Here is a 21,034-nt window from a genome sequence, read left to right on the forward strand (position 1 = left end):
TTTGGTGGAGTGGGGTATGAGGCTTTATCGGACGGGCAAGGCCTCACAACTCTTAGGCATCAGCAAGCCGACACTAATTAGGAAAATAAAATCCGGCGAGATTAAAGCATATCGGATTGGCAAAGAATACCGAGTTCCAGAAAGTGAAATTAAGAGAATTCTTGAGGGTAAAATCCCTGATAAAGTCGTCATTTACGCCAGAGTCTCAAGCCGAGACCAGAAAGAAGACTTAGAAAGACAGGTCGAATACCTCAAGAACTACTGCTCGTCCAAAGGATACCAAGTGGCCAAAATCATTACGGACATTTCTTCCGGATTGAACGAGAACAGGAAGGGATTAAAACAGCTCCTCAAACTCGGTGGCCTTGCTTTAGAGGATTTAACGGAAATCAGGGAGTCAATCAGGTATTCTACCGAAATGAATGGCCGTCTTCACAGGTGGAGTTTTCGGAAGCTTCAAAGCATTATCGAATACAAGGCTAAACTGAAGGGTGTTAAGGTTGTTTTCGTGAATCCTGCTCATACTTCCTCCCTGTGCCCGGTGTGTGGGGGTAAGTTAAGCCCGAATGGGGGCAGGGTTGTGAAGTGTTCGAATTGTGGTTTTGAGGCCGACCGTGATGTGGTCGGCTCTTGGAATGTTCGTTTGAGAGCCTTGAAGATGTGGGGAGTCACCGTTCCCCCCGAAAGCCCCACAATGAAGTTGGGAGTGGGGAAGATTATCCGTAACGACGCTTACGAACTTTACACAAGTTACGGCTAACCAGAACGGCTGTTTCGTAGATGGCAATTAAGTGAAACTTTACACAAGTTACAGCTAACCAGAACGGGACGGTCTAAAAGAGAAAAATGATAAAGGGCTCAAATTACCCATCCTCTCTTTTTCAGTTCCTCTAGGAACTCTCTTGGAGTCAAAATCTTGATTCTACAAACTTCATTTCCATCTTCGTCCTCAATGATTACTTCCTTGGTTTCAGGATTCCGCAGTGAAAGCAGATCATCTTGATCTTGAGTAATGAGATATTCAACACCGGCATCACAAGCCACTGACAAAACTTCATTGTCCTCCTCATCTTCACTAGCATCTACCAAACTCTCTGGACTGATTACTACGGACTTTATTTCAAACGCTGTCACAATTGCATAAGGTTTGTACCATAGCAGTTCCCCTGCTGGACCTGAAGATTTATTGGCCAAATACCTCTGGACACGGCGACTTCCCAATTTGGCGCGAAGACGCTCAAGCATCAGCTTCGAAGCGAAATTGACTATCCTACCTTCAATCATCAGGCGAATCACTTTTGCCGGCGCCGCTGCCGGTCCTCCTAACGCGGAGGACACGGCGACGTTCAGGTCTATCACTACGGGAATAGGTTCGAACTTCCTTCTCGACATCTTTCAACACCTCCTGGATTTCATCATCACCCGGAGGTGAATCCGGCCCTAGGGCCATCATCTCTAGTAGGGCTTCATCAGAGGCAGGTAACTTAAACGCGGGAAGTTCGAAGAGTGCTTTTTGGATTGCATAATTAATGAAGTCACTCCTGCTCGGGAAAACCCCCAAGTCCACGAGGGCCTCTATCTGCTCGTATGCAAATATCGGAATCCTCACGCTGATCAATTTGGTTTTGGGGCCATCCTTCCTGTTCCCAACCCTCCTGGTTATCTCCAGGGAATATGCCATCCAAACCACCCCCACAAGTATCTCGTAATACATTTGTATTACACCTTTTAAAAACTTTTTGGTCATGTATCCCTCAAGAAGTCCAAAGTCCAAGAACGCGATTCTTAGAGATGGGGGAAAATGTTACAGGGGCCATGTCTCGCCAGCCAGAAGGTTCTCACGTTATTCTGATTGAATCCCCCGGGAAAATGATAACGGTTCCACTCCGCAAAATAAAAACGGCCATCCTGGAAGATCACAAGACACTGCGGCTCAGTCCGCCCCGAGGGCGCAGATTATAACCTGACACGCGCCGGCACTGCCGCCCATGCACTCGTCGTAGATTTTCTCAAGGGTCTTGCCGCTGTCGTAGTTTATCTTCTCCGGGTAGGTGCCGGTGTAGGGGGTATCCTGCACCCTGCAGGTGGTCCTGCCGTCTGAAGTCGTAAGGGCCACCGTTTTGGACTTTATGGTGTCCCACTGATCATTGGCCTTGAGCTGGACGATGATGTACTGGGCGTCGTTCTGGAGCTGGAGGACGTTAACCTGCTCGCCGGTCTCAATGGTGTGAGGAAGGATACCATTGTTATACGCAAATAGCGTTGCGAGAACGAGAACGAACATGCCGGCGAGCATGAAGAGGTACTCCAGAGATGATTGAGCCTTCATATCAATCCCTCCACAGAATTGTACTGTGGTATAAAATAGGAGAACAAAGAAAAAGCTCACTTTCCGATATTGCCATTTACTATTGCCTTACAGGCAGTTATCTGGTCAATATTCTGGAGGCCAGTATCGGATGGCTTTTTGTTTGTCATACATAGATCATAGAGTTGGGTGAAGTTGCCATTGGTAATTGATGCTTCAGTATAATTAACCTTGAGTTTATTGAGCTCATTGCTTCCATACTGAGCCACGAGATTACTTTTTACAAGTTCTGCTTGGCTCTGAAACATTGCAAGGTCTCCTTGGCTACTTGCCTGCTGACCGCTGTTGCTAACATACCTAACAGCAATCAGTATTATGACCAGGGCCGCCGCGATCATGAACAGGTACTCAATGGCGCCCTGACCCTTCTTCCGTCTCCTTAACCTCAGCATATTATCCACCCCCGAAGGATTACTTCAATACATCAATGAACTGAAAAAGCTTATATAGCTTTCTACTCAAATTTAAGTCAAATCTACCCAATATTGCGGAAACCCCAGAGGTGATAACGTGGAATTGCTGAGTTTCCAACATGACTCCGCGAGCGTTGAAGATTGTACAAAGAACATCGTACTAACCTCGAAGGAAATCCTTTCCCGCCGGCGGGGCGTCATATCATCCGCGAAGATTCAGCTGTCCTTTGGAGCCTTTATGAACCTCGCCGTTACGGTTCTCATAGACGAAAGGGGGGACATGCTGAAGGGCATAGCCGCGGAGCATTCAACCGGTAAAAACCGGGCCGATGCGATAGGCAAGGCCGTCGAGAGGCTCAACTCCTCACTCCCGCCCGGTGCCAGGGTGGTCGATTTCGAGATTGGAACCTACATCACCCCCGTGACGAGGAGAACCTACGCCGTCGCCGTGGCCGTCTACAATGCGCCGCTCGAAATCAAGCCCCTCTCTGAGTACAGCATAGGGGAGCGGCGGGAACTCCTGGCCAGGGTTCTCAGGGATTTCAACTACAACCCCAGGGTTCTCAACATATCGGAGATAGCGAGGATGTTCGGCGTCTCCAGGGATTCCATATACTACGACATCGAGCAGATAATGAAGGAGAGGAAGAAGGGGCGGTGATTTTTTCTTCCCATGGGGGGTCAAATCGATCGTGGGAGTATTGGAGGGAGCTTGGCCGTGACAGTCTGGAGAGTCTTCATTTCTTTTTCTGCAATTCTCTCACGAATTCCCTGGCCGTGAAAATGTAGAAGTAGTGGTTCAGGATTTTAGCCCGGCCGGTTTTTGCCCCTTCATTCATAACAAAGTTGCCGAAGTGTTTGGTATTCTCGGTGATGAGGTATTTGGCCTTTGAGGCAAAGACTGCCTCCAAGAACTTAACATCATTTGGATCCTGGAGCTTTTCAACTGTCCTCTTATCTTGGAGTGAGTGTTTGGGTTCGATGTTTCGTGAGTTGGAGCGGATTATTCTGAGAATTTCGTGGGCCTTGCCGATGAGGTCCCAGTAGGTTTCAGGGGTTGAGAACTCCATGACGATTGAAAAGAGGGTTATCTCAATCTCGTTGAGGATTCCGATGGTCACGTTGTTTTCAATTTCCCGGGCCTTTAACATTCCCAGGATTTTCCAGGCCGGACTTCTGGTCTCGTTCTTGGATTTGAGTGCACTGACTAAAACTGACGTGTCGATAACGGTAGTAGGTTTCGGCATCGCTCACACCAGGCCGGCCTTTCTGAGCTCCTCCTCAATTCTCCTGTACTTTTCGAGGTTTTTCTTTCCGGCCGTGAGGAGCCTGTGGAGAGGCAGGTCTATTCCCGCTGGTTTCCTAATGATTTCGGCCTTGTCGAGCCTCCCCGAGCGAGAGGCTTCGATGAGGCTCCTGAGTTCAAAGAACCAGATAACGTCCTCTGGTTTCTCGCCGATTTTCTTGGCTATGCTCTCGGCCATCAGGCGGGTTACCTCACCGGAGTGTGTGATGGTCTCGCTCATACTCTCACCACTTTCAATTTGGCTTTGGGGATAGATTAACTTTTCCCATTCACCCGTTGACCCACATCGGCCGCGGCGTCGCCGAGATGATGAAGATTATCACAGCGATAACCGCCAGGAGGAGCCGCTTTCTGGACACGGGGGACACCTCGTCCAGCGCCCCTGGGTTCCCAACCGAGCCCATCAGGAGAACCAGCATTCCCCAGATGAGCCACCCAATCCAGAGGAAGCTCATTCCTATGAGAACGAGCCCGACGACCATCGTTAGGTATCTGTGGGCCTTCTCCCCGAGGAAGGAGCGCGCTATATGCCCTCCGTCAAGCTGGGCCGCGGGGATGAGGTTGAGGAACGTCACCAGAATCCCGACCCACCCTGCGATGGCGACTGGATGAAGGAACACGACGCTGTTCTCCGGGAACGTCACCACGTACTTCTCGATCAGCATGAAGAAGAGGTTCTCGCCGAAGACTATCCCTCCCCCCGTGGAGGGAAGGAGGTGCTGGGGCACCGGTACCGAGAGCTTCAGGCCTATTATGCTCACCGGTATGGCCACGAGAAAGCCCGCTATGGGGCCGCTGACGCCGAGGTCTATGGCGGCGTCCCTCGTTGGCAGGGGCGACTTGACCCTTATGACAGCCCCGAGGGTTCCAAGCATGCTGGGGAATGGGATGAAGTAAGGCATCGTTGCCCTGACGCCGTGATATGCCGCCGCAATCTTGTGGCCCAGCTCGTGGGTTCCGAGTATGGCCATGACGCTTACCGAGAAGGCCACGGCGTTGACGTAGGGATTCCTTATCCCGGGAAGGTTGTAGTAGTCGAGGAGCTGGATGTAGAGGGACGAGAGATAGTAGCCTGCGAACAGCGTCGTAAAGATTGTGGCTATCAGGAAAATCCACGGGAGCCATCTGTTATCTTCCTTTATTCCCTCAGCGGGGAATACGAACAGCAAAACCTCGCCGCCGCGTTTTTTAAGCGCCGCCCAGTATCCGAGGTCCTCCAGTTCGCCCAGAACCCTCTCAAAGTTTCTCTCCCGAATCTCGCGGACCTTAAACACGAAAACCCTTCCGTCTATTCTATCAAGCTCCGCATCGTAGAACTCCATTACCTTCCGTTCAACGGTCTCAGGGAGGGCTGGGACATCCCGGCGGACGGGAAGCACATGTCCCTCTTGCTCCGTCTGAAACTCCACCAGAACCATGTCTCCGCCGCATCTGGGGCAGCCTTTCTCTATAAGCGGCTCCGTGGAATCCCGCACCTCCCGGTGCCCGCAGCTGATGCATTCGTAGACTCCCTTCGTCATTTTAACTCCCTGAAGAGGAATTGATCGGGGGCTTAAAAAGGCTATTCCTCAATTTCGACCAGCCCCTCGTCGGCGTTAACGCTGACCCTCATCCCGCTCCTCAGCTTCGAAACGTCTATCCCGTCCACCATGGGGATACCCGCTATTATTGCCCCCGTCGCGACTATGGTCTCTGCTTCACCTACGATTATGGCTTTCGGTGCCTTTCCGTTCTTTTTAAGGGCATAGATAACGTAGGAGCCGACCGTCGAGCCCTTCCCCCTTGGAAACGCGAGTATCTTTCCGGCTATGTTCTGCCCTCGTATGTCGCTCTCCGCGTCCGTCACGATTCCCGTCTCCGGATCGACGCCACCGAGGAACGAGAGGGGCTTCTGGGAGACTATCAGCTCTCCCTCGGCCTTTCCCCCGACTATTTTTCTTCCACTGAGCCTCATGCTCTCACCTCACGGCGCCTCCATTATCAGGTTCTCCGCATCGTCGAGCCTCACGCTGAATCCGAATGAGCGGAAGTAGAACGCGGATTTGCCGCTGTTGGTGGCTATCCCCCTGTACCATCCCCTGATGGGGGACACGACGAAGCAGACGTCCGGGATAATGCGCCCGTTGTAGCGCTCTATCGTTTCCGTGTACCCGAGTGCATCAGCCAGGGCCTTGACCGCCCTTCCGGCGGTGATGAACAGCGGAACCTTCAGGGGTTTTCCACGGGTTCTAAGGAGTTCCGCCACCTCTTTTATCTCCGCCAAGGAGGCGTGGGGACAGCCGATGAGTATCATATCTATCTCGCTCCAGTCGTCTGAGAAAGCCTCCTTTACCGCCCGTATGTCGCTCTCCTCCACGGCTATCGTTTCGAGTTTATCGGCAATGGCCCAGCGATACTCCGGGGTCTCTCCCTCAACGTGGTAGAGCGCTATCGATCCGCTCGCGGCCATCGCGGCGCCCATCTCCTTGAGGTACTCGGCGTTCGACGGCCTGAGTCCCCTGAAGTACGGGACATCGCTGCCGAGAACCTTGCCGAGGTGATAGCCGAGCGCGGAATAGTCAACGAAGGTTTCCACCTCCGCGTCAACGTTGACAATCACCGTCGCTTTCCTGTTCTCGTCCAGATGGAGTCCGTAGTTCGGGGTTTTTCCAACTATCGCGGCGGCCAGGCTTGAGGGGCCACCTTCCCTGTTTGTCCTCGCACCCAGGACCGAGTTTGCAAAGCTTACCGCGGAGCTCTCGCTCCAGGCCAGGTGGTCGCCGAACTTCGGAAGGTTCGCGCCGTAGTACGGGGTGCAGGTGGAGGTAATCTCTATTCCCATCTTCCTGTAGAGTTCAAGAACCTCCATCTGCTTTTCCATGAACTCATCGTCCCCTATGCCGGCCGGATTGAGCGTTGTGTACACTGAAACCTTTGCCCCGGCGTCGACGAAATCACGCAAAAACTCCATGCCCGCATCGCCGATGTTCTTGTAGGAAACGCCTGCAATCTGGGCGCTCTTTATCGGGATGAGCTTATCGGCGCCGTAGATTTCCCCGAGGGCGACGAGTATCTCCATCGCCTTCTGGAGGGCGTAGCCGTACTCCCCCGCCAGAATCAGCTCTTCCTCCTTCGTCAGGTACATTCCACCACCGGAGAATCTGGGGAGGGGAGAGTTATAAACCCCTCCCGTAAAATTTATAAACCCTGCACGGTTCACTAACTACGGGTCGAGCAGCGGGGTGGGGCAGCTAGGAGTGCCCGCCGGGCTCATAACCCGGAGGTCGGAGGTTCAAATCCTCCCCCCGCTATACGACTTAGTTTTGTGGTAATCTCTTTCGGATGTATGTGAGTAAAAAGCTTCGAGGAAGGTTTCTAGTTTCTCTTGCTTTCGAGAGATTGAGAAGCCTATCTTCTCCGCGAACCTTGCAACACTAGTTCTTCTGTGGATACTAATCCTGTAAAGGTCGTTGTTGTACTGATATTCTTGTCCTCGAATCATAACTTTTGTGCCTTTTTTCTTGACCAAATATATTGTCGAGTGAATTCCCAGGGTTCCTAATAACTCCTTGCAGAGTTTGAGGACTTCTGTATTATAGTGATCTGCCACAACGGCTGCTCTTCGTGGATCCTTAGTATTCACATAAACGCTTCCCTCACTGTCAAAGAACCCTCTCAGAAACTCCCTTGGATACTCCCTACCAACTTCGAAAAGCTTCTCTTTCGGTCCTTTCAGGAACATGAACAGTTCTTTGTTGGTAACCTCGACCCACCACCTGTTGGCTCTGCTGCGATTGCGCTCAAAGCCCGCTCTCGGATTCGCTCCAATGGCTCTCACAGCTCTTTCAAAATTCTGGGCGAACTCTCTGTCCACGACCTTCAGGCGGATTCTGTACTGGTAATTCCTCTCGCTGAGGGAGGCATCGCCAAGATAGGCCCCAACGATATAGGCCAGCTCTGGGGAGGGTTCTAGATTGACGCGCTTGGTTTTGTTAAACGTGTTGTGGCTTCCTTTGCACCATCTAAGAACTGTCGCCTTTGATACTGAAACGTTAAACTCCTCGGCCAATTCTTGTGCGATCTTTAGGTAGCTCATTCCAGATTCACGAAGCTGGCGGGCGCGTTCCTGTATTCTCTCCACATCGGAAGGTGGAAGGTCCCTCAGGGTTCGCATGTAACTATCTTAATTCGTTTGTATAAAACTTTTTTGTTTCGTAAACATTGGGGCAAACCTTTTTAAACCCCACCTCAATTCCCAACGCGAAGGGGCGGCTGGCGGGAGCTGGCCGTCACCGGGAGGTGTACGGTATGGCAAGGATACACGCGAGAAAGAGGGGTAAATCTGGTTCTAAGAGGCCTCCCAGGACCGCTCCGCCGACCTGGGTTGAGTACACGGCGGAGGAGGTCGAGGGGCTCGTTATCAAGCTTAGGAAAGAAGGCTACAGCGCGGCGATGATAGGAACCATCCTCAGGGACCAGTATGGCATTCCGAGCGTCAAGCTCATCACGGGCAAGAAGATAACCAAGATACTCGAAGAGAACGGTCTCGCACCGAACATCCCCGAGGACCTTATGTCCCTCATCAGGAAGGCGGTTAAGCTCAGGAAGCACCTCGAACAGCACCCGAAGGACAAGCACTCCAGGAGGGGCCTTCAGCTCACCGAGAGCAAGATTAGGCGCCTCGTCAAGTACTACAGGAGGACCGGCAAGCTGCCCGCCAAGTGGCGCTACGATCCGGAGCAGGCCAAGCTCCTGGTTCGCTGATCCCCTTTCCTTCTTATAAGGTGGTAAAATGGACCGGGGCGCTTTCTTGGAGAAGGCCCGCGAGGGAGCAGAGCTAATCAAGATGCACATCGAGTTAGGGCACACCATCAGGATAATCTCTCACCGCGATGCCGATGGAATAACCGCCGGTGCCGTTCTAGCTAGGGCCGTTGCCCGCGAGGGTGGAACCTTCCAGCTCAGCATAGTCAAGCAGCTCAGCGAGGAGCTCATTCAAGAGCTTGCCTCGGAGAAGCACAGGATATACGTCTTCAGCGACCTTGGAAGCGGGTCAATAAGCCTGATCGAGAGGCACCTCGACTTCGCAACGGTCGTCGTTGCCGACCATCATCCCCCCGAGAAGGACGAGTTCTCCACGGACTCTCACGTGCTGGTGAATCCGGTTCCCTTTGGTGCCAACAGCGTTCGAGACCTCAGCGGCTCCGGCGTCGCCTACTTCGTGGCCAGGGAGATGAACGAGAGAAACATGGATATGGCGTACGTTGCCGTCGTCGGCGCCGTCGGTGACATGCAGGAGATAGACGGAACGTTCCACGGGCTCAACAACGAGGTACTCGAAGATGGGAAGAAGCTGGATATCCTGGAGGTCAGAAAGGAGCTGCGCCTCTTTGGAAGGGAGAGCCGGCCGCTCTATCAGATGCTCGCCTACGCCACCCACCCGGAGATTCCGGAGGTCACAGGGGACGAGAGGAAGGCAATAGAGTGGCTTCGCACCAGGGGCTTTGACCCCGACATGAGGTACTGGCAGCTCCGCGAGGAGGAGAAGAGGAAGCTCCACGATGCGCTGGTGATACACCTCATCAAGCACGGTGCCCCCAAGGAGGCGATAGACCGGCTCATCGGCGACGTGGTGATAAGCCCGCTCTACCCGGAGGGCGACCCCCGGCACGAGGCGAGGGAGTTTGCGACGCTCCTCAACGCCACCGGCCGCTTAAACGCCGGAACGCTGGGAGTTGCCATATGCCTCGGCGACGAGAATGCCTACAAGAAGGCCAGAAAGATGCTGGAGGACTACAAGAGGGAGCAGATAGAGGCCAGGAGGTTCCTCATCCAGAACTGGAGCATGGCCGACGAGGGGGAGCACGCCTACGTCTTCTACGCCGGCAGAAACATCAGGGACACGCTCGTTGGAATAGCCGCCAACATAGCGATAAACGCCGGCCTCGCCGACCCGGAGAAGCCGGTGGTCGTTATAGCGGACAGCGAGGAAGACGAGAACCTCGTGAAGGGTTCCGCAAGGACAACCGAGAAAGCCCTGGCGAAGGGCTACCACCTTGGGGAGGCGCTCAGGGAGGTCGCGGAGAAGCTCGGCGGCGAGGGCGGGGGACACGCTATCGCAGCGGGAATCCGCTTCCCGAGGGACAGGCTGGACGAGTTCATAAGGCTCTTCAACGATGCGCTTGGAAAGCAGGTGGAGGGAACGGGGAGTGAAGATTGAGGCGCGGGCGGAGATGGTCTGGCACTACGGCGACACTGGAAGGGCCGAGGCGATAGCCGGGGCACTCGAAGTGGACAACGTGGGCCTTCCTGAGAGCCTAAAGAAAAGTTTAAATGTGCTAACCCGATGGGAAGATGGGGACGTCATAACAAAGGTTAAATACTCGGGTGAGATTGAGACACTCATCAAAGCGCTGGATGATTTGGTGTTTTCAATCAAAATCGCCGAAGATGTTACCGAAAAGGTGTGAACTGGAGGTGTTGAGATGGCAAAGGGTAACCCAAGGAAGAGGGCTGCTGCTACCAAGGATAAGTGGAAGATGAAAGAGTGGTACATAGTTTACGCTCCGGACTTCTTCGGAAGCAAGGAGATAGGCCTCACCCCCGCCGACGACCCCGAGAAGGTCATCGGAAGGGTCATCGAGACCACCCTCAAGGACCTCACCGGCGACTTCACCAAAGGCCAGGTCAAGCTCTACTTCCAGATCTACGACGTCAAGGGCCAGAACGCGTACACCAAGTTCAAGGGCCACACCCTCGCGAGGAGCTACATCCGCTCGCTCGTTAGGAGGAGAACCACCAGGGTTGACGGCATATTCAACGTCACCACCAAGGACGGCTACAAGCTCCGCGTCATGGGTATGGTCATTGCCTACAGGCGCATCCAGACCAGCCAGGAGAGGGCCATAAGGGAGATCATCAGGGACATCATCTACAAGAAGGCCGAGGAGCTGGACTACAAGGACTTCATCCTTGAGGCCGTCAGCGGCAAGATGGGCGCCGAGATGGCCAAAGAGGCGCGCAAGATATACCCGATTAAGAGGGCTGAGATTAGGAAGATCAAGGTTCTCGCCGAGCCGGAGGCCTGACGGCCTCATCATTAAATTTCAACCACATCCTCTTTCTGCAATTAATTTGGGGAAATTCAGTCCCGCCAAATCTTTTTAAATTTCACACCCATATTGCATGTTAGGTGGGGCTGTCATGGAATCTGCCACAAAACATGTGCAAACAGAAATAGATGAAAACCTGTACCTCATGTTAAAAATGATAGCCATCCGAAAGGGCGAGCCCTTGAAGAATATCCTGCGAGAGGCCATAGAGCGGTACGTTGAGAGTGAGGAGAAAAACCTTAGGGAGAATCTGAAGACCGACCCGATATGGAAGCTCGTGGGCGCCGGAGAGCTCGAAGAAAATGCCAGCGAGAGCGAAGACTGGGGGATCGTGGAATGGGGAGACGAATAAAACCTGAGGTCATATACCTCGACACAAGCGCCCTCATAGCACTCTTTAACTCCAGAGACAGAAACCACGGGGCAGCTGTGGAGTTTCTGAGCCGTTCTCTTGAGGAGGGAAGGGTGTTTCTGCTTTCCAGGCCGGTTCTCCTTGAGTACCTTAACGGACTTGCCAAGAGAGTGGGGAAGGGTATCGCGAGGGAACAGTACGAGGCCTTAAAGTCCAGCAGCTTTGTGTACCTGGAGCGGGAAACGGAGGAGGACTGGTCAAGGGCGTGGGAGCTGTTTTTCAAGTACCACGACCAGCGGGGGATAGACCTCTTCGATTCCCTAAGCTTTGCGATAATGGAAAGGCTCGGCCTCAGAAAGGCCTTTACTTTCGATCACGATTTTGAAATCCATGGCTTTGAAAAACTACCATAAGAACGCAGGAGGTGCATTTATGAAGTTCATAGTCAAGACCCAGCGGGGGATGGAGAGCGTCGCCGCCAACTACATCAAGGAATCCCTCCCGGATGCCCGCGTTTGGGCGTCCCCAATGGGCTACTACGGCCTGATCATCGTTGAGACGGACGAGGAAAAGGCCGCTGAGACGATACTCCAAATCCCGGAGGTTGAGAGGCTGATTCCGGTCGTTGTTGAGGTTCCGGCCGAGCTTGAGAAAATAGTCGAAAGCGCCGAGGAACTCGCTTCCATGATCAATGAGAGCGAAACTTTCGCCGTGAAGACCAAGAGGCGCGGAAAGCACAGGTTCACCAGCATGGACGTTAACCGCGAGCTGGGGGCTAGAATAAGGGAGCTCACAAACGCCGATGTAAACCTCAGCTGGCCGGACAGGGTTGTTCAGGTTGAGATAATCGGCGACAGGGCCTACATCTCAGTGGTTCCGGGTGAGGAGTTCAGAAAGTTCACGCCCGATAAGATAGACGCGAGAAAACTTTTCCGCAAGGTTACGCTCATTCAGATGCCCTACTGGGGCGATTACAAGGCCTGTCGCTCCTTCGGTGAGAAGATTGGAAGGGCCGCGCAGGCCTTCGAGGTGAAGGAGTTAATCATCGCCCCCAAGGAGAAGATGGACGCCTTCGAGCTGGCGGAGTTCATAAACGGGGTTAGGGTTGGCCAGGAGAGCAGGCACAGGATACAGCGCGAGGCATATCCCTGGAAGGTTGAGAAGGTTCCGGTAAGCGTTTGGGACATCTACCAGGTCGTCAGGGACAAGAGGCGGAACAAGAGGCTGCTCATCATCACCGACCCCAAGGGACCGACCCTCGCGGAGGTAAAGGAGAACCTCGCAAGGGACATGTTTCATGCAAAGGAGGTCGTAATCTTCGTCGGCTCCCGTGAGGGCATCCCGCGCGGCCTTTTCAGGTTCGCCGACTACATCGTTGACCTCGCACCGTACATGACGTTCGCGACTGAGCACGGCATTCCGGCTGCGCTCGTCTCGCTCTGGGAGGTTTACGAAGAATACGCAAGGAAGCGCGAGGAAGGGGCCTAATTTTTCTTTAATTCTTTAATTCAGGAATTATGTTCTATATTCCTCGGAACGGCGTCAGACCCTAAGGTCCTCCTCACCGCTCGGGAATCCGCCGTACTCATCATCCGCCGAGAAAAGTTCTCGTGACGGTTTTAAAAGTTCACGCGAGGAGGTAGAAGAGCCCAGCGCCGATGAAGCCGCCGAGGAGACTCGCGAGAAAGTTCGTCGAGTTGTTGTCCGTTATCCCCTCGTTCTCAAGGGTCGCCCCTATGAGGCTGTCCAGGTTGACCCCGATGAATCCACCGATGGTAACCGCGAGGAGCATGATGCCCTTTTCCTCAGTCAGAGGGAGGGCGAAGAGTGCTATGACCAGCGCGCCGGCGAGGGCGAAGAGCTCCCCTGCCCAGGAGACGGCACCGTTGGTTCCGGGTTTGGCCGGTCGTAGGGTGGTGATAAGCTTCGGGCTCTTTCCAAATATCTTGCCGAGTTCACTGGCCAGTGTATCACCGTTTGCGGTTGCAATTGCAGCAAAGCTGGCGGCCCAGAAAACGTCCATGCGGGAGAAGTACTCAAAGGCCAGAAAGATAACCGCCGCAAGCCCGTTGCCGATGACGTTGCCCCAGCTTCTTACTCCGTTCCTGCTCTGGGCGGCACCGAGTCGGGCTTTCTCCTTGAATTTGTACTTGGTGGCCAGAACGCCGAGAACCACGAAGGTCAGAAGCGCGGCGAATGGGTACACTCCGCCCAGCTCGATAACCGAGAGTCCGAGGAGTGCCGCTGCAACGGCCCCTTTCGCGTCCAGTGCCTTGAACTTGTAGGAGCCGAAGCCGAGTCCTGCAACCACTGCGATGTCTACTGCCGCCCTCTCAAGCATCTCTGCCACCTGGGAGAAGTGCAGGTGGAGGCTTTATTATTCTTTCCCTCGGCGGTTGACGTAATGAAATAAAGGGGATTAAAGAACCTCGAACTTAACGGTCTCGGTTACGAAGGTTATGTCGAGCTTATCAATGCCCGGTATCTTCTTGGAAACCTCGTTTATGATCTTCTCAAGCTCCTTCATGTCCTTGGGACCAACGATATGGATGATAAGGCTGTGGGAACCGAGGGCGCGCTCTATTATCTTGATGTTATCGTCCTCGACGAGTGCCGGGATGATGTCGTCTATGTCGATTGAGGGCTTAACGGTTATTCCAAGGACGACATGAACGTAACCGAGGGCGTCGTAGTTGGGTATTACCGTGTACTTCTTTATAATGCCGTTCCTCTCAAGACGGTCCATCCTGCGGGATATCCTCTGCCTAGTGGTGCCGAGAATTTCGGCAAGCTCCTTGTAGGTAAGGCGGGCGTTCTTGGCGAGGAGCTTCAAAATCCTTACATCTATTCCGTTTATTTTATCAGCCATGTCTCCACCTCCCCCGAATTATGGTGAAACTTGAGCACCCAATTATAAAAATGTTTCGATAATTTGGAGGATTTCTAATCACTTAGTAACTTGAGCTTCCGTGTCCCCGTATAACCCAATTATATGGTAATCCATTATGTTACAAATCCCTACCCTACTTGGCTTGACTTACCATCAGTTTTGGAGTATGAGGTTCCATCGGGAACCCCTAATCTAAGTGGTGGTTTGAGGGTCTCACCCGAACTCACTAAAAGGCGGCCTTTGACCCCTGCTCGTCTTCGGACAATACCACTGACCTCCTCCCCGCCGTGAAGGGCGAAGCTTTCAAAAGAAAAAGTTTCATACGCTGATCCAGCGTTCCCTGTCTCGTTCCCTGTACTTCTCTATGGTCTCCCTGAGGGCGTCCATGAGGTCTACGCCGTAGTAGTTGGCGATGCATGCGAGGGCAAATGCAACGTCGCCGAGCTCTTCCTTCAAGCGATTTCTGTCCCCCGGGCCTTTAACGCCCTCCACCTTCAACAGTTCATCTGCAAGCTCTCCCGTCTCCTCCACAAGGGCTGCAAGCATCTCGAACGGCTTCCAGTATCCCCCAAACTCCATGACGATTCTGTCAACTTCCCGCTGGAGGTCGTTCATGGTGTCACACCAGCTCAACGCTGATCATATCGAGGTACCTCTTAAGCGCCTCGGTATTGGTTCTGTAGAAATGCATCTTGCCCTCCTTGCGCTCCTCTATCAGCCCGAGACCCTTGAGCGTGCGTAGGTGGTGGCTTATGAGGGTCTGATCCTGGTCGAGTATCCTCGAAATGAGGCACACGCACAGCCAGTTGTCCTTCAGGAGCTTGAGTATTTTGAGACGGAGTGGATTTGAAATCGCCTTCAGGAACTTTATCGCATCGGTTTCCACCTGGAGGTCAACTTCCCTGTCCAGGTCAGGGATTCCGCACGTTTCTACGCACTGCAGGACTGTTTTCCTCTGCTTCTCGTTCAGTCCATCCAGAAGGTCCTTAATCCTCATGGGCAACACCTCTGACCTCCTCCCCGCCCGGGGAGGGTTTGGCTTAATTCCCTCGCTGACGGGCGGTTCGGTTTACGGGCCCATCACCTACTCCGGTTGCCCCTTTCGGTTCAGCCCGCAGGCCCGGTCTCGGGCACATTACCCCACCGGCAAGGCCAGATCGCGGTTGTGGCTTAAGGCCACCGTTCAAAGTTTCGAAGCCGCCCAAGGAGGCTCTTGGAAGACGCCTACCGACATCCCCCTCCAACGCTGGAGGGCACGTGAAACACCTTTATCTCATCGGGTTTGTTTGTGGCGGCCTCTTTGAGGCCATATTAAACGGAACACTCTTTAAGGGTTTCGGTGATTTAATGGTCGTGAGAGTTCATAGCATCCTGTCCTAAAAGACGGGGCTTTCAAGAGAAAATGCTGATCATGCTTGTCTCCTTGAATTTTCAGATGTTACATTTTTCTTTTGAAAGCCTCACCCTCAGCTATGAGGAGGTCAGTCCACGACCTCTATTCTGAGCCTGCTTCCGTCACTGCGGTACGCTCTTACGCTGTCCTCGACGAAGGGGTACGCGATTATCAGGTGAACTCCCCCGAACTTAGAGAAGAAGTTCAAATCCGCTTGGGATGGCCAGGGGCTCGGTCCCGGATGGGAATGGACGGTGCCCTTAATGCTCTCGTCGTAGGGCAGCATCCATGTGTCGAAGAACGCGGAGCTACTCCCAAAATGGGGGTTGGGGGCTATCAAAACCTCCTCGAATACCCCGCCCCTCTCCCGCAGAAAGCCCGCGAATTCGTTGGGATAGAAGTCGCTGGCGAGCTCCAGCAGGTACTCCAGAAGCTCGCGCCTAATCCTTACCGCTTCCATTTTCGTCCACCGGAAATATTAAAATTAGAGGACCGCTATGGCCTCTATCTCCACGTCAACGCCCTTGGGAAGGTTTGAGACCTCAACGACAGCTCTAGCGGGCTTGGACTCGGAGAAATAGCGGTTGTAAACCTCGTTGAATTTGGCGTAGCTGCCCATGTCCCTGATGTACACCGTTACCTTCACCACGTTCTCGGCGCTTCCGCCCGCAGCCTCGACGACCGCCAGGAGGTTTTTGAGCGCCTGCTCGGTCTGCTCCTCAATGCTGCCCCCAACGAGTTCACCCGTTTCGGGGTTTATTGGTATCTGTCCCGAGACGAAGAGGAACTTCCCTTCCGCGATTATTCCCTGGCTGTAGGGCCCTATCGGGGCGGGCGCCTTCTCCGTGAGAACAGTCTCCTTTTTCATATCTTTCACCTCCAAATGGAATGGGAATCAGCGAAGCGAAGACTCCTCATCGGTTTCCCTCGGGTGTCCTCGGCTTCATCACGACGGTTCACTTTTCTCTCACTTTTTCTCCAGATACTTCTCAAGGCTCTTGGCCGGGACGTCCAGCGGGAGGCCTATCTTCTCCAGAGCCTTCCTCAGAGCGTAGACCTTCGCATGTTCCTGGAACGGGCCCGGGGCGTAGTTCTCGGCCGGGAAGTGTCTGTATTTCTCCACAACGGCGGGGATTTCGGCCTTTTTAACCTTCTTGAACTCGCCGAACCAGGCGTCTATACCCTTAATGTCAATGCTTGCGTAGACGGGGAGCTTCAGGGTTATGCTCTCGTTTATGCTCGCCAAAAGCCGCGCGACGTCTGCCATCGGTGTTTTGTCGTCGATTATGAGCCTTCTAACGGCCCTCCACTTACCGTGCTCTGCGCTGAGGTGGAACGCCGTGAAGTTCACGTGATCCTCGCTGTACGGGAAGACTATCCTGACCTCGCTCAGGGGCTCTTCTGGGTACTCCACGGGAACTTTCTTCGAGAGCACTTCCCTCACAAGGACCGCCTTGGCCACGTCAACGAGGTGCTTCCTGAGCTTCTTATCCTCTTCAAAGACGAGGGTACCGAGTTTCCTCGCCGTTCCCGGCGATTTGAGGGCAACGACGGCATCGCTTAGGTCCTTCTTCCCGATTTCTTCCGCGAGGCTCATTATCCCTGCCACGTTCATGACCTCGGTTAGGTACTCTGGTATCTTGGCGTTGACCGCGTTGGAGATGCTGGCCAGAAAGTGGGCCACCTTCTCGTCCTCTAGGTCAATCAGCCTGTCGGCCACCTTCCAGCTCCCGTGATGTGCCGTGAACACAATCTGATCCTCAACCTTCATCGCTTCCACCAAGGGTTATGGATGGCAAGGCCTATTTAGCTTTTTCTTGACCTTCTCAAAAAAAGTTATAAATCGCCCCGAGCATTCCAGTTTGAGAGAGTGGAAGAGGGAATCAAAATGGGGGAAGACGAGAAGGTCAATAGGGAATCCCTGGCCCCCAGGGAATATGGAGAGAGCCTTGAGCTGGGCATGGAGTTCAGCACGACCGAGGAAGTCAAGGTTCCGGAAAAGCTCATTGACCAGGTCATAGGACAGGAGCACGCTGTGGAAGTCATCAGAACCGCTGCAAATCAGAAGAGACACGTTCTCCTCATAGGCGAGCCAGGAACCGGTAAGTCCATGCTCGGTCAGGCAATGGCGGAGCTGTTGCCCACGGAGAACCTTGAGGACATACTCGTCTTTCCGAACCCCGAAGACGAGAACATGCCCAAGATAAAGATCGTTCCAGCCTGCCAGGGAAGGAGGATAGTTGAGAAGTACCGCGAGAAGGCCAAGGGCCAGGAGAGTATAAAATCATACATCCTTCTGTTCGTCATGTTCACGGTCATGCTCGCCCTGTTTATAGACTTCAGCGCGACCACGCTCCTCATGGGGCTCTTCGTTGTAATACTCACGATAATGGCACTCTCGAACATGCGCCTCAAAGGCTCAGTCCTCGTTCCAAAGCTCCTCGTTGACAACTGCGGCAGGAACAAGGCCCCCTTCATAGATGCGACGGGAGCGCACGCAGGCGCACTACTTGGGGATGTAAGACACGACCCGTTCCAGTGCTTTAGTGGGAACGAGAGCGTCGTTATCAGGGAGAACGGGAAGATAAAGGCTGTAAAACTCAAGAACTTCGTCGAGAATGCCCTGGAGAACCCGTCGGGGGAGGGAATGGATGGAGACGTTAGGGTAATCTACCACGACTTCAGGGATGAGAGCGTTGAGGTCCTAACCAAAGACGGCTTCACAAAGCTCCTCTACGCCAACAAGAGGGTCGGAAAGCAGAGGTTGAGGAGGATAGTTCACCTCGAAAAGGATCACTGGCTCGCACTAACGCCTGACCACAAAGTTTACACCGCCGGTGGCCTCAAGGAAGTTGGCGAGCTCACCGAAAGGGACGAACTCATCAGCGTTCCGGTTACCGTGCTCGATGAGTTTGTGATAGCCAAAACTTACGGAGAGGAAGGCAAGCTGAGGGACTACCTCCGCTGGACGGAGCACCGCGAAAAGACCGGCCACGGCTACAAGCGGGCCTCGAAGGAGCTCGGTATAAAGGCGAGCACCCTCCGCTGGTGGGAGGAAGGGGCTAAGCCGAAATCGCTTAGAATGGCAGAGGAGCTCAAAGGACTCGGCCTCCTGCCGCTTAGGAGCGACGACGAAAGGCTTGAGAAGGTCGCTCTCCTGATGGGAGCGCTCTTCAGCGACGGCAACATTGACAAAAACCTCAACACGCTCAGCTTCGTCTCAGGGGAGAGGGAAGCAGTTGAGAAGTTTGTTGGAGTTCTTAAGGAGCTCTTTGGGGAGTTCAACTATGAGATAAAGGAGAACCGCGAATCAAAGGGCAGGAGCGTCCTCTTCAGGACGTGGGACAGGAGGGTTATAAGGTTCTTCGTGGCCCTCGGTGCTCCTGTTGGCAACAAGACAAAGGTCAGGCTTGAGCTCCCGTGGTGGGTTAAACTCAGACCGTCACTGTTTCTGGCCTTCTTCGACGGTTTCTACAGCGGCGACGGTAGCGTTCCGAGGTTCGCCCACTACAAGGACGGCATAAAGTTCAACGGGACGCTTGAGGTTGCCCAGCTTGCGGAGGAGCTTGACAACAAGCTACCGTTCTTCGAAGAGCTCGCCTGGCACCTCGGCCTCTTCGGAATAGACGCCAAGGTCAGGGTTGATGAAGCGAAAGGCAAACACAAGGTCAGGCTCATCCTGTCGCAGTCCATAGACAACGTTCTGACCTTCCTTGAGTTCGTCCCGATAAGCCTCTCTCCGGCGAAGAGGGAGAAGTTCATCGCCGAAGTTGAAAAGTACCTGGCTGGGGCAGGCGATTCAAGGCACGCCGACAGGCTCGACGAGCTCAGAAAGTGGCTTGGACGCGTGAAGAGAGGCGAGAGAAGAGCTTTTATCGAAACTTGGGAGGAAGTGGAAGTAACATACAACCTGACGACGGAGAAGGGCAACTTAATAGCCAACGGCCTCTTCGTCAAGAATTCCGGCGGTCTTGGAACCCCTGCCCACGAGCGCGTTGAGCCCGGGATGATACACCGCGCCCACAGGGGAGTGCTGTTCATAGACGAGGTGGCGACGCTGAGCCTCAAGATGCAGCAGAGTCTCCTCACCGCGATGCAGGAGAAGAGGTTCCCGATAACCGGCCAGAGCGAGATGTCGAGCGGTGCGATGGTCAGAACCGAGCCGGTCCCGTGCGACTTCGTCCTCGTCGCGGCCGGAAACCTCGACACCGTCGACAAGATGCATCCAGCATTGCGCTCCCGTATCCGGGGCTACGGTTACGAGGTTTACATGCGCACCACGATGCCGGACACCGTGGAGAACAGGCGCAAGCTCATCCAGTTCGTGGCACAGGAAGTGAAGCGCGACGGCAAGATACCTCACTTCACGCGCGACGCCGTTGAGGAGATAGTCAGGGAGGCGCAGAAGCGCGCCGGCAGGAAGGGGCACCTGACCCTACGCCTGCGCGACCTCGGTGGTATCGTGAGGGCCGCTGGAGACATAGCGGTCAAGAAGGGCAAGAAGTACGTGGAGCGTGAGGACGTCCTTGAGGCGGTCAGGATGGCCAAGCCGCTTGAGAAGCAGCTCGCTGACTGGTACATCGAGCGCAAGAAGGAGTACCAGGTCATCAAGACGGAGGGAAGCGAGATTGGTCGCGTTAACGGCCTTGCCGTGATAGGCGAGCAGAGCGGTATAGTCCTGCCGATAGAGGCGGTCGTTGCCCCGGCGGCGAGCAAGGAGGAGGGCAAGATTATAGTCACCGGAAAGCTCGGGGAGATAGCCAAAGAAGCCGTGCAGAACGTCTCGGCAATAATCAAGCGCTACAAGGGTGAGGACATCAGCAGGTACGACATCCACGTCCAGTTCCTCCAGACCTACGAGGGCGTGGAGGGTGACTCCGCCAGCATAAGCGTCGCGACAGCTGTCATCTCCGCCCTTGAGGAGATACCCATACGGCAGGACGTGGCGATGACCGGTTCGCTCAGCGTCCGCGGTGAAGTGCTCCCGATAGGCGGCGCGACGCCGAAGATTGAAGCGGCGATAGAGGCCGGCATAAAGACCGTCATAATCCCCAAGAGCAACGAGAAGGACGTCTTCCTCAGCAAGGACAAGGCGGAGAAGGTGCGGATCTTCCCGGTTGAGACCATAGACGAGGTGCTTGAGATAGCCCTTGAGGAGAGCGAGAAGAAGAGGGAGCTTCTCAGGCGCATAAGGGAGGCTCTCCCGCTTTCCCTCTGAGTT

At 54.1% G+C, this 21,034-nt stretch carries 27 protein-coding genes and 1 tRNA gene; 11 read left to right on the forward strand and 17 right to left on the reverse strand.

Annotation, left to right across the window (positions count from 1 at the left end; translation table 11 throughout):
* Positions 1 to 16: 16 nt before the first annotated feature.
* Positions 17 to 760: an IS607 family transposase gene (locus tag E3E51_RS04300; RefSeq protein WP_167912138.1), complete on the forward strand. Its 744-nt coding sequence runs from the start codon at positions 17 to 19 to the stop codon at positions 758 to 760.
* 98 nt (positions 761 to 858) lie between these two features.
* On the opposite strand, the gene E3E51_RS04305 is transcribed toward E3E51_RS04300, so the two are convergent.
* From E3E51_RS04305 to E3E51_RS04320, 4 genes are all read right to left on the reverse strand, one after another.
* Entirely contained in the window at positions 859 to 1,392 is a 534-nt protein-coding gene (locus E3E51_RS04305) for a putative toxin-antitoxin system toxin component, PIN family (protein ID WP_167911878.1), read from the reverse strand.
* Positions 1,277 to 1,714, reverse strand: a complete 438-nt coding sequence (locus tag E3E51_RS04310; RefSeq protein ID WP_167911879.1) for a type II toxin-antitoxin system ParD family antitoxin — start codon at positions 1,712 to 1,714, stop codon at positions 1,277 to 1,279. Before E3E51_RS04310 ends, E3E51_RS04305 begins: the two co-directional genes overlap by 116 nt.
* A 219-nt stretch (positions 1,715 to 1,933) precedes the next feature.
* Positions 1,934 to 2,329: a hypothetical protein gene (locus E3E51_RS04315; protein WP_167911880.1), complete on the reverse strand. Its 396-nt coding sequence runs from the start codon at positions 2,327 to 2,329 to the stop codon at positions 1,934 to 1,936.
* A 56-nt stretch (positions 2,330 to 2,385) separates the two neighbouring features.
* Entirely contained in the window at positions 2,386 to 2,760 is a 375-nt protein-coding gene (locus E3E51_RS04320) for a class III signal peptide-containing protein (RefSeq protein ID WP_167911881.1), read from the reverse strand.
* Between the two features lie 118 nt (positions 2,761 to 2,878).
* Here E3E51_RS04320 and E3E51_RS04325 point away from each other — a divergent pair, with 118 nt between their 5' ends.
* A complete protein-coding gene (locus E3E51_RS04325; RefSeq protein ID WP_167911882.1) occupies positions 2,879 to 3,442 on the forward strand; it encodes a hypothetical protein in 564 nt (187 codons plus the stop codon).
* Positions 3,443 to 3,518: 76 nt separating this feature from the next.
* Here the strand turns inward: E3E51_RS04325 and E3E51_RS04330 are convergent, their stop codons facing one another.
* Genes E3E51_RS04330 through E3E51_RS04350 form a run of 5 tightly spaced genes read right to left on the reverse strand, consistent with a single transcriptional unit; the run spans position 3,519 to position 7,211 of the window.
* Positions 3,519 to 4,028: a putative toxin-antitoxin system toxin component, PIN family gene (locus tag E3E51_RS04330; protein WP_167911883.1), complete on the reverse strand. Its 510-nt coding sequence runs from the start codon at positions 4,026 to 4,028 to the stop codon at positions 3,519 to 3,521.
* A gap of 3 nt (positions 4,029 to 4,031) precedes the next feature.
* Complete coding sequence (locus E3E51_RS04335) at positions 4,032 to 4,307, reverse strand: hypothetical protein (protein WP_167911884.1); 276 nt, start codon at positions 4,305 to 4,307, stop codon at positions 4,032 to 4,034.
* 49 nt (positions 4,308 to 4,356) lie between these two features.
* Positions 4,357 to 5,607, reverse strand: a complete 1,251-nt coding sequence (locus E3E51_RS04340) for a site-2 protease family protein (protein WP_167911885.1) — start codon at positions 5,605 to 5,607, stop codon at positions 4,357 to 4,359.
* A gap of 41 nt (positions 5,608 to 5,648) precedes the next feature.
* Positions 5,649 to 6,041 carry a DUF126 domain-containing protein gene (locus E3E51_RS04345; protein ID WP_167911886.1) on the reverse strand — a complete coding sequence of 131 codons (393 nt, stop codon included), beginning with the start codon at positions 6,039 to 6,041 and terminating at the stop codon, positions 5,649 to 5,651.
* 9 nt (positions 6,042 to 6,050) lie between these two features.
* Positions 6,051 to 7,211: an aconitase X catalytic domain-containing protein gene (locus E3E51_RS04350; protein WP_167911887.1), complete on the reverse strand. Its 1,161-nt coding sequence runs from the start codon at positions 7,209 to 7,211 to the stop codon at positions 6,051 to 6,053.
* Positions 7,212 to 7,302: 91 nt separating this feature from the next.
* Between E3E51_RS04350 and E3E51_RS04355 the strand changes: the two genes are divergently transcribed.
* Positions 7,303 to 7,377: transfer RNA gene (locus E3E51_RS04355), tRNA-Met, on the forward strand.
* On the opposite strand, the gene E3E51_RS04360 is transcribed toward E3E51_RS04355, so the two are convergent.
* Positions 7,359 to 8,240: an LAGLIDADG family homing endonuclease gene (locus E3E51_RS04360; protein ID WP_167911888.1), complete on the reverse strand. Its 882-nt coding sequence runs from the start codon at positions 8,238 to 8,240 to the stop codon at positions 7,359 to 7,361. The two genes, E3E51_RS04355 and E3E51_RS04360, sit on opposite strands and share 19 nt — an antisense overlap.
* A 134-nt stretch (positions 8,241 to 8,374) precedes the next feature.
* Between E3E51_RS04360 and E3E51_RS04365 the strand changes: the two genes are divergently transcribed.
* The 7 genes from E3E51_RS04365 to E3E51_RS04395 all read left to right on the forward strand — a co-directional run bounded on the left by E3E51_RS04365 (position 8,375) and on the right by E3E51_RS04395 (position 13,018).
* Positions 8,375 to 8,830 (forward strand): 30S ribosomal protein S15, encoded by a 456-nt coding sequence (locus E3E51_RS04365; protein ID WP_167911889.1) that lies wholly within the window; start codon positions 8,375 to 8,377, stop codon positions 8,828 to 8,830.
* Between the two features lie 28 nt (positions 8,831 to 8,858).
* Entirely contained in the window at positions 8,859 to 10,286 is a 1,428-nt protein-coding gene (locus E3E51_RS04370) for a DHH family phosphoesterase (RefSeq protein ID WP_167911890.1), read from the forward strand.
* Positions 10,276 to 10,536 (forward strand): KEOPS complex subunit Pcc1, encoded by a 261-nt coding sequence (locus tag E3E51_RS04375; RefSeq protein WP_167911891.1) that lies wholly within the window; start codon positions 10,276 to 10,278, stop codon positions 10,534 to 10,536. The genes E3E51_RS04370 and E3E51_RS04375 overlap by 11 nt, the downstream gene beginning before the upstream one ends.
* Positions 10,537 to 10,551: 15 nt before the next feature.
* Positions 10,552 to 11,154, forward strand: a complete 603-nt coding sequence (locus tag E3E51_RS04380; RefSeq protein WP_167911892.1) for a 30S ribosomal protein S3ae — start codon at positions 10,552 to 10,554, stop codon at positions 11,152 to 11,154.
* Positions 11,155 to 11,269: 115 nt separating this feature from the next.
* A complete protein-coding gene (locus E3E51_RS04385) occupies positions 11,270 to 11,530 on the forward strand; it encodes a hypothetical protein (RefSeq protein ID WP_167911893.1) in 261 nt (86 codons plus the stop codon).
* The gene (locus E3E51_RS04390; RefSeq protein ID WP_167911894.1) at positions 11,515 to 11,943 is read left to right on the forward strand and encodes a type II toxin-antitoxin system VapC family toxin; all 429 of its coding nucleotides are present in this window, start codon (positions 11,515 to 11,517) and stop codon (positions 11,941 to 11,943) included. The genes E3E51_RS04385 and E3E51_RS04390 overlap by 16 nt, the downstream gene beginning before the upstream one ends.
* 19 nt (positions 11,944 to 11,962) lie before the next feature.
* On the forward strand, positions 11,963 to 13,018 hold the full coding sequence (locus E3E51_RS04395) for an SPOUT family RNA methylase (RefSeq protein ID WP_167911895.1): 1,056 nt from the start codon (positions 11,963 to 11,965) through the stop codon (positions 13,016 to 13,018).
* Between the two features lie 139 nt (positions 13,019 to 13,157).
* Here the strand turns inward: E3E51_RS04395 and E3E51_RS04400 are convergent, their stop codons facing one another.
* The 7 genes from E3E51_RS04400 to E3E51_RS04430 all read right to left on the reverse strand — a co-directional run bounded on the left by E3E51_RS04400 (position 13,158) and on the right by E3E51_RS04430 (position 17,584).
* A complete protein-coding gene (locus tag E3E51_RS04400) occupies positions 13,158 to 13,871 on the reverse strand; it encodes a DUF92 domain-containing protein (RefSeq protein WP_167912139.1) in 714 nt (237 codons plus the stop codon).
* Between the two features lie 78 nt (positions 13,872 to 13,949).
* A complete protein-coding gene (locus tag E3E51_RS04405; protein WP_167911896.1) occupies positions 13,950 to 14,399 on the reverse strand; it encodes an Lrp/AsnC family transcriptional regulator in 450 nt (149 codons plus the stop codon).
* Between the two features lie 339 nt (positions 14,400 to 14,738).
* Complete coding sequence (locus E3E51_RS04410) at positions 14,739 to 15,035, reverse strand: MazG nucleotide pyrophosphohydrolase domain-containing protein (protein WP_167911897.1); 297 nt, start codon at positions 15,033 to 15,035, stop codon at positions 14,739 to 14,741.
* Positions 15,036 to 15,039: 4 nt separating this feature from the next.
* The gene (locus tag E3E51_RS04415; RefSeq protein ID WP_167911898.1) at positions 15,040 to 15,417 is read right to left on the reverse strand and encodes a metalloregulator ArsR/SmtB family transcription factor; all 378 of its coding nucleotides are present in this window, start codon (positions 15,415 to 15,417) and stop codon (positions 15,040 to 15,042) included.
* Between the two features lie 484 nt (positions 15,418 to 15,901).
* Complete coding sequence (locus E3E51_RS04420) at positions 15,902 to 16,273, reverse strand: Mov34/MPN/PAD-1 family protein (protein ID WP_167911899.1); 372 nt, start codon at positions 16,271 to 16,273, stop codon at positions 15,902 to 15,904.
* A 24-nt stretch (positions 16,274 to 16,297) separates the two neighbouring features.
* Positions 16,298 to 16,681 carry a RidA family protein gene (locus tag E3E51_RS04425; protein WP_167911900.1) on the reverse strand — a complete coding sequence of 128 codons (384 nt, stop codon included), beginning with the start codon at positions 16,679 to 16,681 and terminating at the stop codon, positions 16,298 to 16,300.
* Positions 16,682 to 16,780: 99 nt separating this feature from the next.
* A complete protein-coding gene (locus E3E51_RS04430) occupies positions 16,781 to 17,584 on the reverse strand; it encodes a DUF2666 family protein (RefSeq protein WP_167912140.1) in 804 nt (267 codons plus the stop codon).
* Between the two features lie 117 nt (positions 17,585 to 17,701).
* Here E3E51_RS04430 and lonB point away from each other — a divergent pair, with 117 nt between their 5' ends.
* A complete protein-coding gene (lonB, locus tag E3E51_RS04435; RefSeq protein ID WP_206204491.1) occupies positions 17,702 to 21,031 on the forward strand; it encodes an ATP-dependent protease LonB in 3,330 nt (1,109 codons plus the stop codon).
* The last annotated feature ends 3 nt before the right edge of the window (positions 21,032 to 21,034 follow it).

The organism is Thermococcus sp. 21S7 (assembly GCF_012027615.1).
Lineage (GTDB): Archaea > Methanobacteriota_B > Thermococci > Thermococcales > Thermococcaceae > Thermococcus.

Excerpts from the sequence above, each read along its gene's own strand:
- E3E51_RS04300 (WP_167912138.1), top strand. The coding sequence starts at position 17 with ATGAGGCTTTATCGGACGGGCAAGGCCTCACAACTCTTAGGCATCAGC.
- E3E51_RS04305 (WP_167911878.1), bottom strand. The coding sequence starts at position 1,392 with ATGTCGAGAAGGAAGTTCGAACCTATTCCCGTAGTGATAGACCTGAAC.
- E3E51_RS04310 (WP_167911879.1), bottom strand. The coding sequence starts at position 1,714 with ATGTATTACGAGATACTTGTGGGGGTGGTTTGGATGGCATATTCCCTG.
- E3E51_RS04315 (WP_167911880.1), bottom strand. The coding sequence starts at position 2,329 with ATGAAGGCTCAATCATCTCTGGAGTACCTCTTCATGCTCGCCGGCATG.
- E3E51_RS04320 (WP_167911881.1), bottom strand. The coding sequence starts at position 2,760 with ATGCTGAGGTTAAGGAGACGGAAGAAGGGTCAGGGCGCCATTGAGTAC.
- E3E51_RS04330 (WP_167911883.1), bottom strand. The coding sequence starts at position 4,028 with ATGCCGAAACCTACTACCGTTATCGACACGTCAGTTTTAGTCAGTGCA.
- E3E51_RS04335 (WP_167911884.1), bottom strand. The coding sequence starts at position 4,307 with ATGAGCGAGACCATCACACACTCCGGTGAGGTAACCCGCCTGATGGCC.
- E3E51_RS04340 (WP_167911885.1), bottom strand. The coding sequence starts at position 5,607 with ATGACGAAGGGAGTCTACGAATGCATCAGCTGCGGGCACCGGGAGGTG.
- E3E51_RS04345 (WP_167911886.1), bottom strand. The coding sequence starts at position 6,041 with ATGAGGCTCAGTGGAAGAAAAATAGTCGGGGGAAAGGCCGAGGGAGAG.
- E3E51_RS04350 (WP_167911887.1), bottom strand. The coding sequence starts at position 7,211 with ATGTACCTGACGAAGGAGGAAGAGCTGATTCTGGCGGGGGAGTACGGC.
- E3E51_RS04360 (WP_167911888.1), bottom strand. The coding sequence starts at position 8,240 with ATGCGAACCCTGAGGGACCTTCCACCTTCCGATGTGGAGAGAATACAG.
- E3E51_RS04365 (WP_167911889.1), top strand. The coding sequence starts at position 8,375 with ATGGCAAGGATACACGCGAGAAAGAGGGGTAAATCTGGTTCTAAGAGG.
- E3E51_RS04370 (WP_167911890.1), top strand. The coding sequence starts at position 8,859 with ATGGACCGGGGCGCTTTCTTGGAGAAGGCCCGCGAGGGAGCAGAGCTA.
- E3E51_RS04380 (WP_167911892.1), top strand. The coding sequence starts at position 10,552 with ATGGCAAAGGGTAACCCAAGGAAGAGGGCTGCTGCTACCAAGGATAAG.
- E3E51_RS04385 (WP_167911893.1), top strand. The coding sequence starts at position 11,270 with ATGGAATCTGCCACAAAACATGTGCAAACAGAAATAGATGAAAACCTG.
- E3E51_RS04390 (WP_167911894.1), top strand. The coding sequence starts at position 11,515 with ATGGGGAGACGAATAAAACCTGAGGTCATATACCTCGACACAAGCGCC.
- E3E51_RS04395 (WP_167911895.1), top strand. The coding sequence starts at position 11,963 with ATGAAGTTCATAGTCAAGACCCAGCGGGGGATGGAGAGCGTCGCCGCC.
- E3E51_RS04400 (WP_167912139.1), bottom strand. The coding sequence starts at position 13,871 with ATGCTTGAGAGGGCGGCAGTAGACATCGCAGTGGTTGCAGGACTCGGC.
- E3E51_RS04405 (WP_167911896.1), bottom strand. The coding sequence starts at position 14,399 with ATGGCTGATAAAATAAACGGAATAGATGTAAGGATTTTGAAGCTCCTC.
- E3E51_RS04410 (WP_167911897.1), bottom strand. The coding sequence starts at position 15,035 with ATGAACGACCTCCAGCGGGAAGTTGACAGAATCGTCATGGAGTTTGGG.
- E3E51_RS04415 (WP_167911898.1), bottom strand. The coding sequence starts at position 15,417 with ATGAGGATTAAGGACCTTCTGGATGGACTGAACGAGAAGCAGAGGAAA.
- E3E51_RS04420 (WP_167911899.1), bottom strand. The coding sequence starts at position 16,273 with ATGGAAGCGGTAAGGATTAGGCGCGAGCTTCTGGAGTACCTGCTGGAG.
- E3E51_RS04425 (WP_167911900.1), bottom strand. The coding sequence starts at position 16,681 with ATGAAAAAGGAGACTGTTCTCACGGAGAAGGCGCCCGCCCCGATAGGG.
- E3E51_RS04430 (WP_167912140.1), bottom strand. The coding sequence starts at position 17,584 with ATGAAGGTTGAGGATCAGATTGTGTTCACGGCACATCACGGGAGCTGG.
- lonB (WP_206204491.1), top strand. The coding sequence starts at position 17,702 with ATGGGGGAAGACGAGAAGGTCAATAGGGAATCCCTGGCCCCCAGGGAA.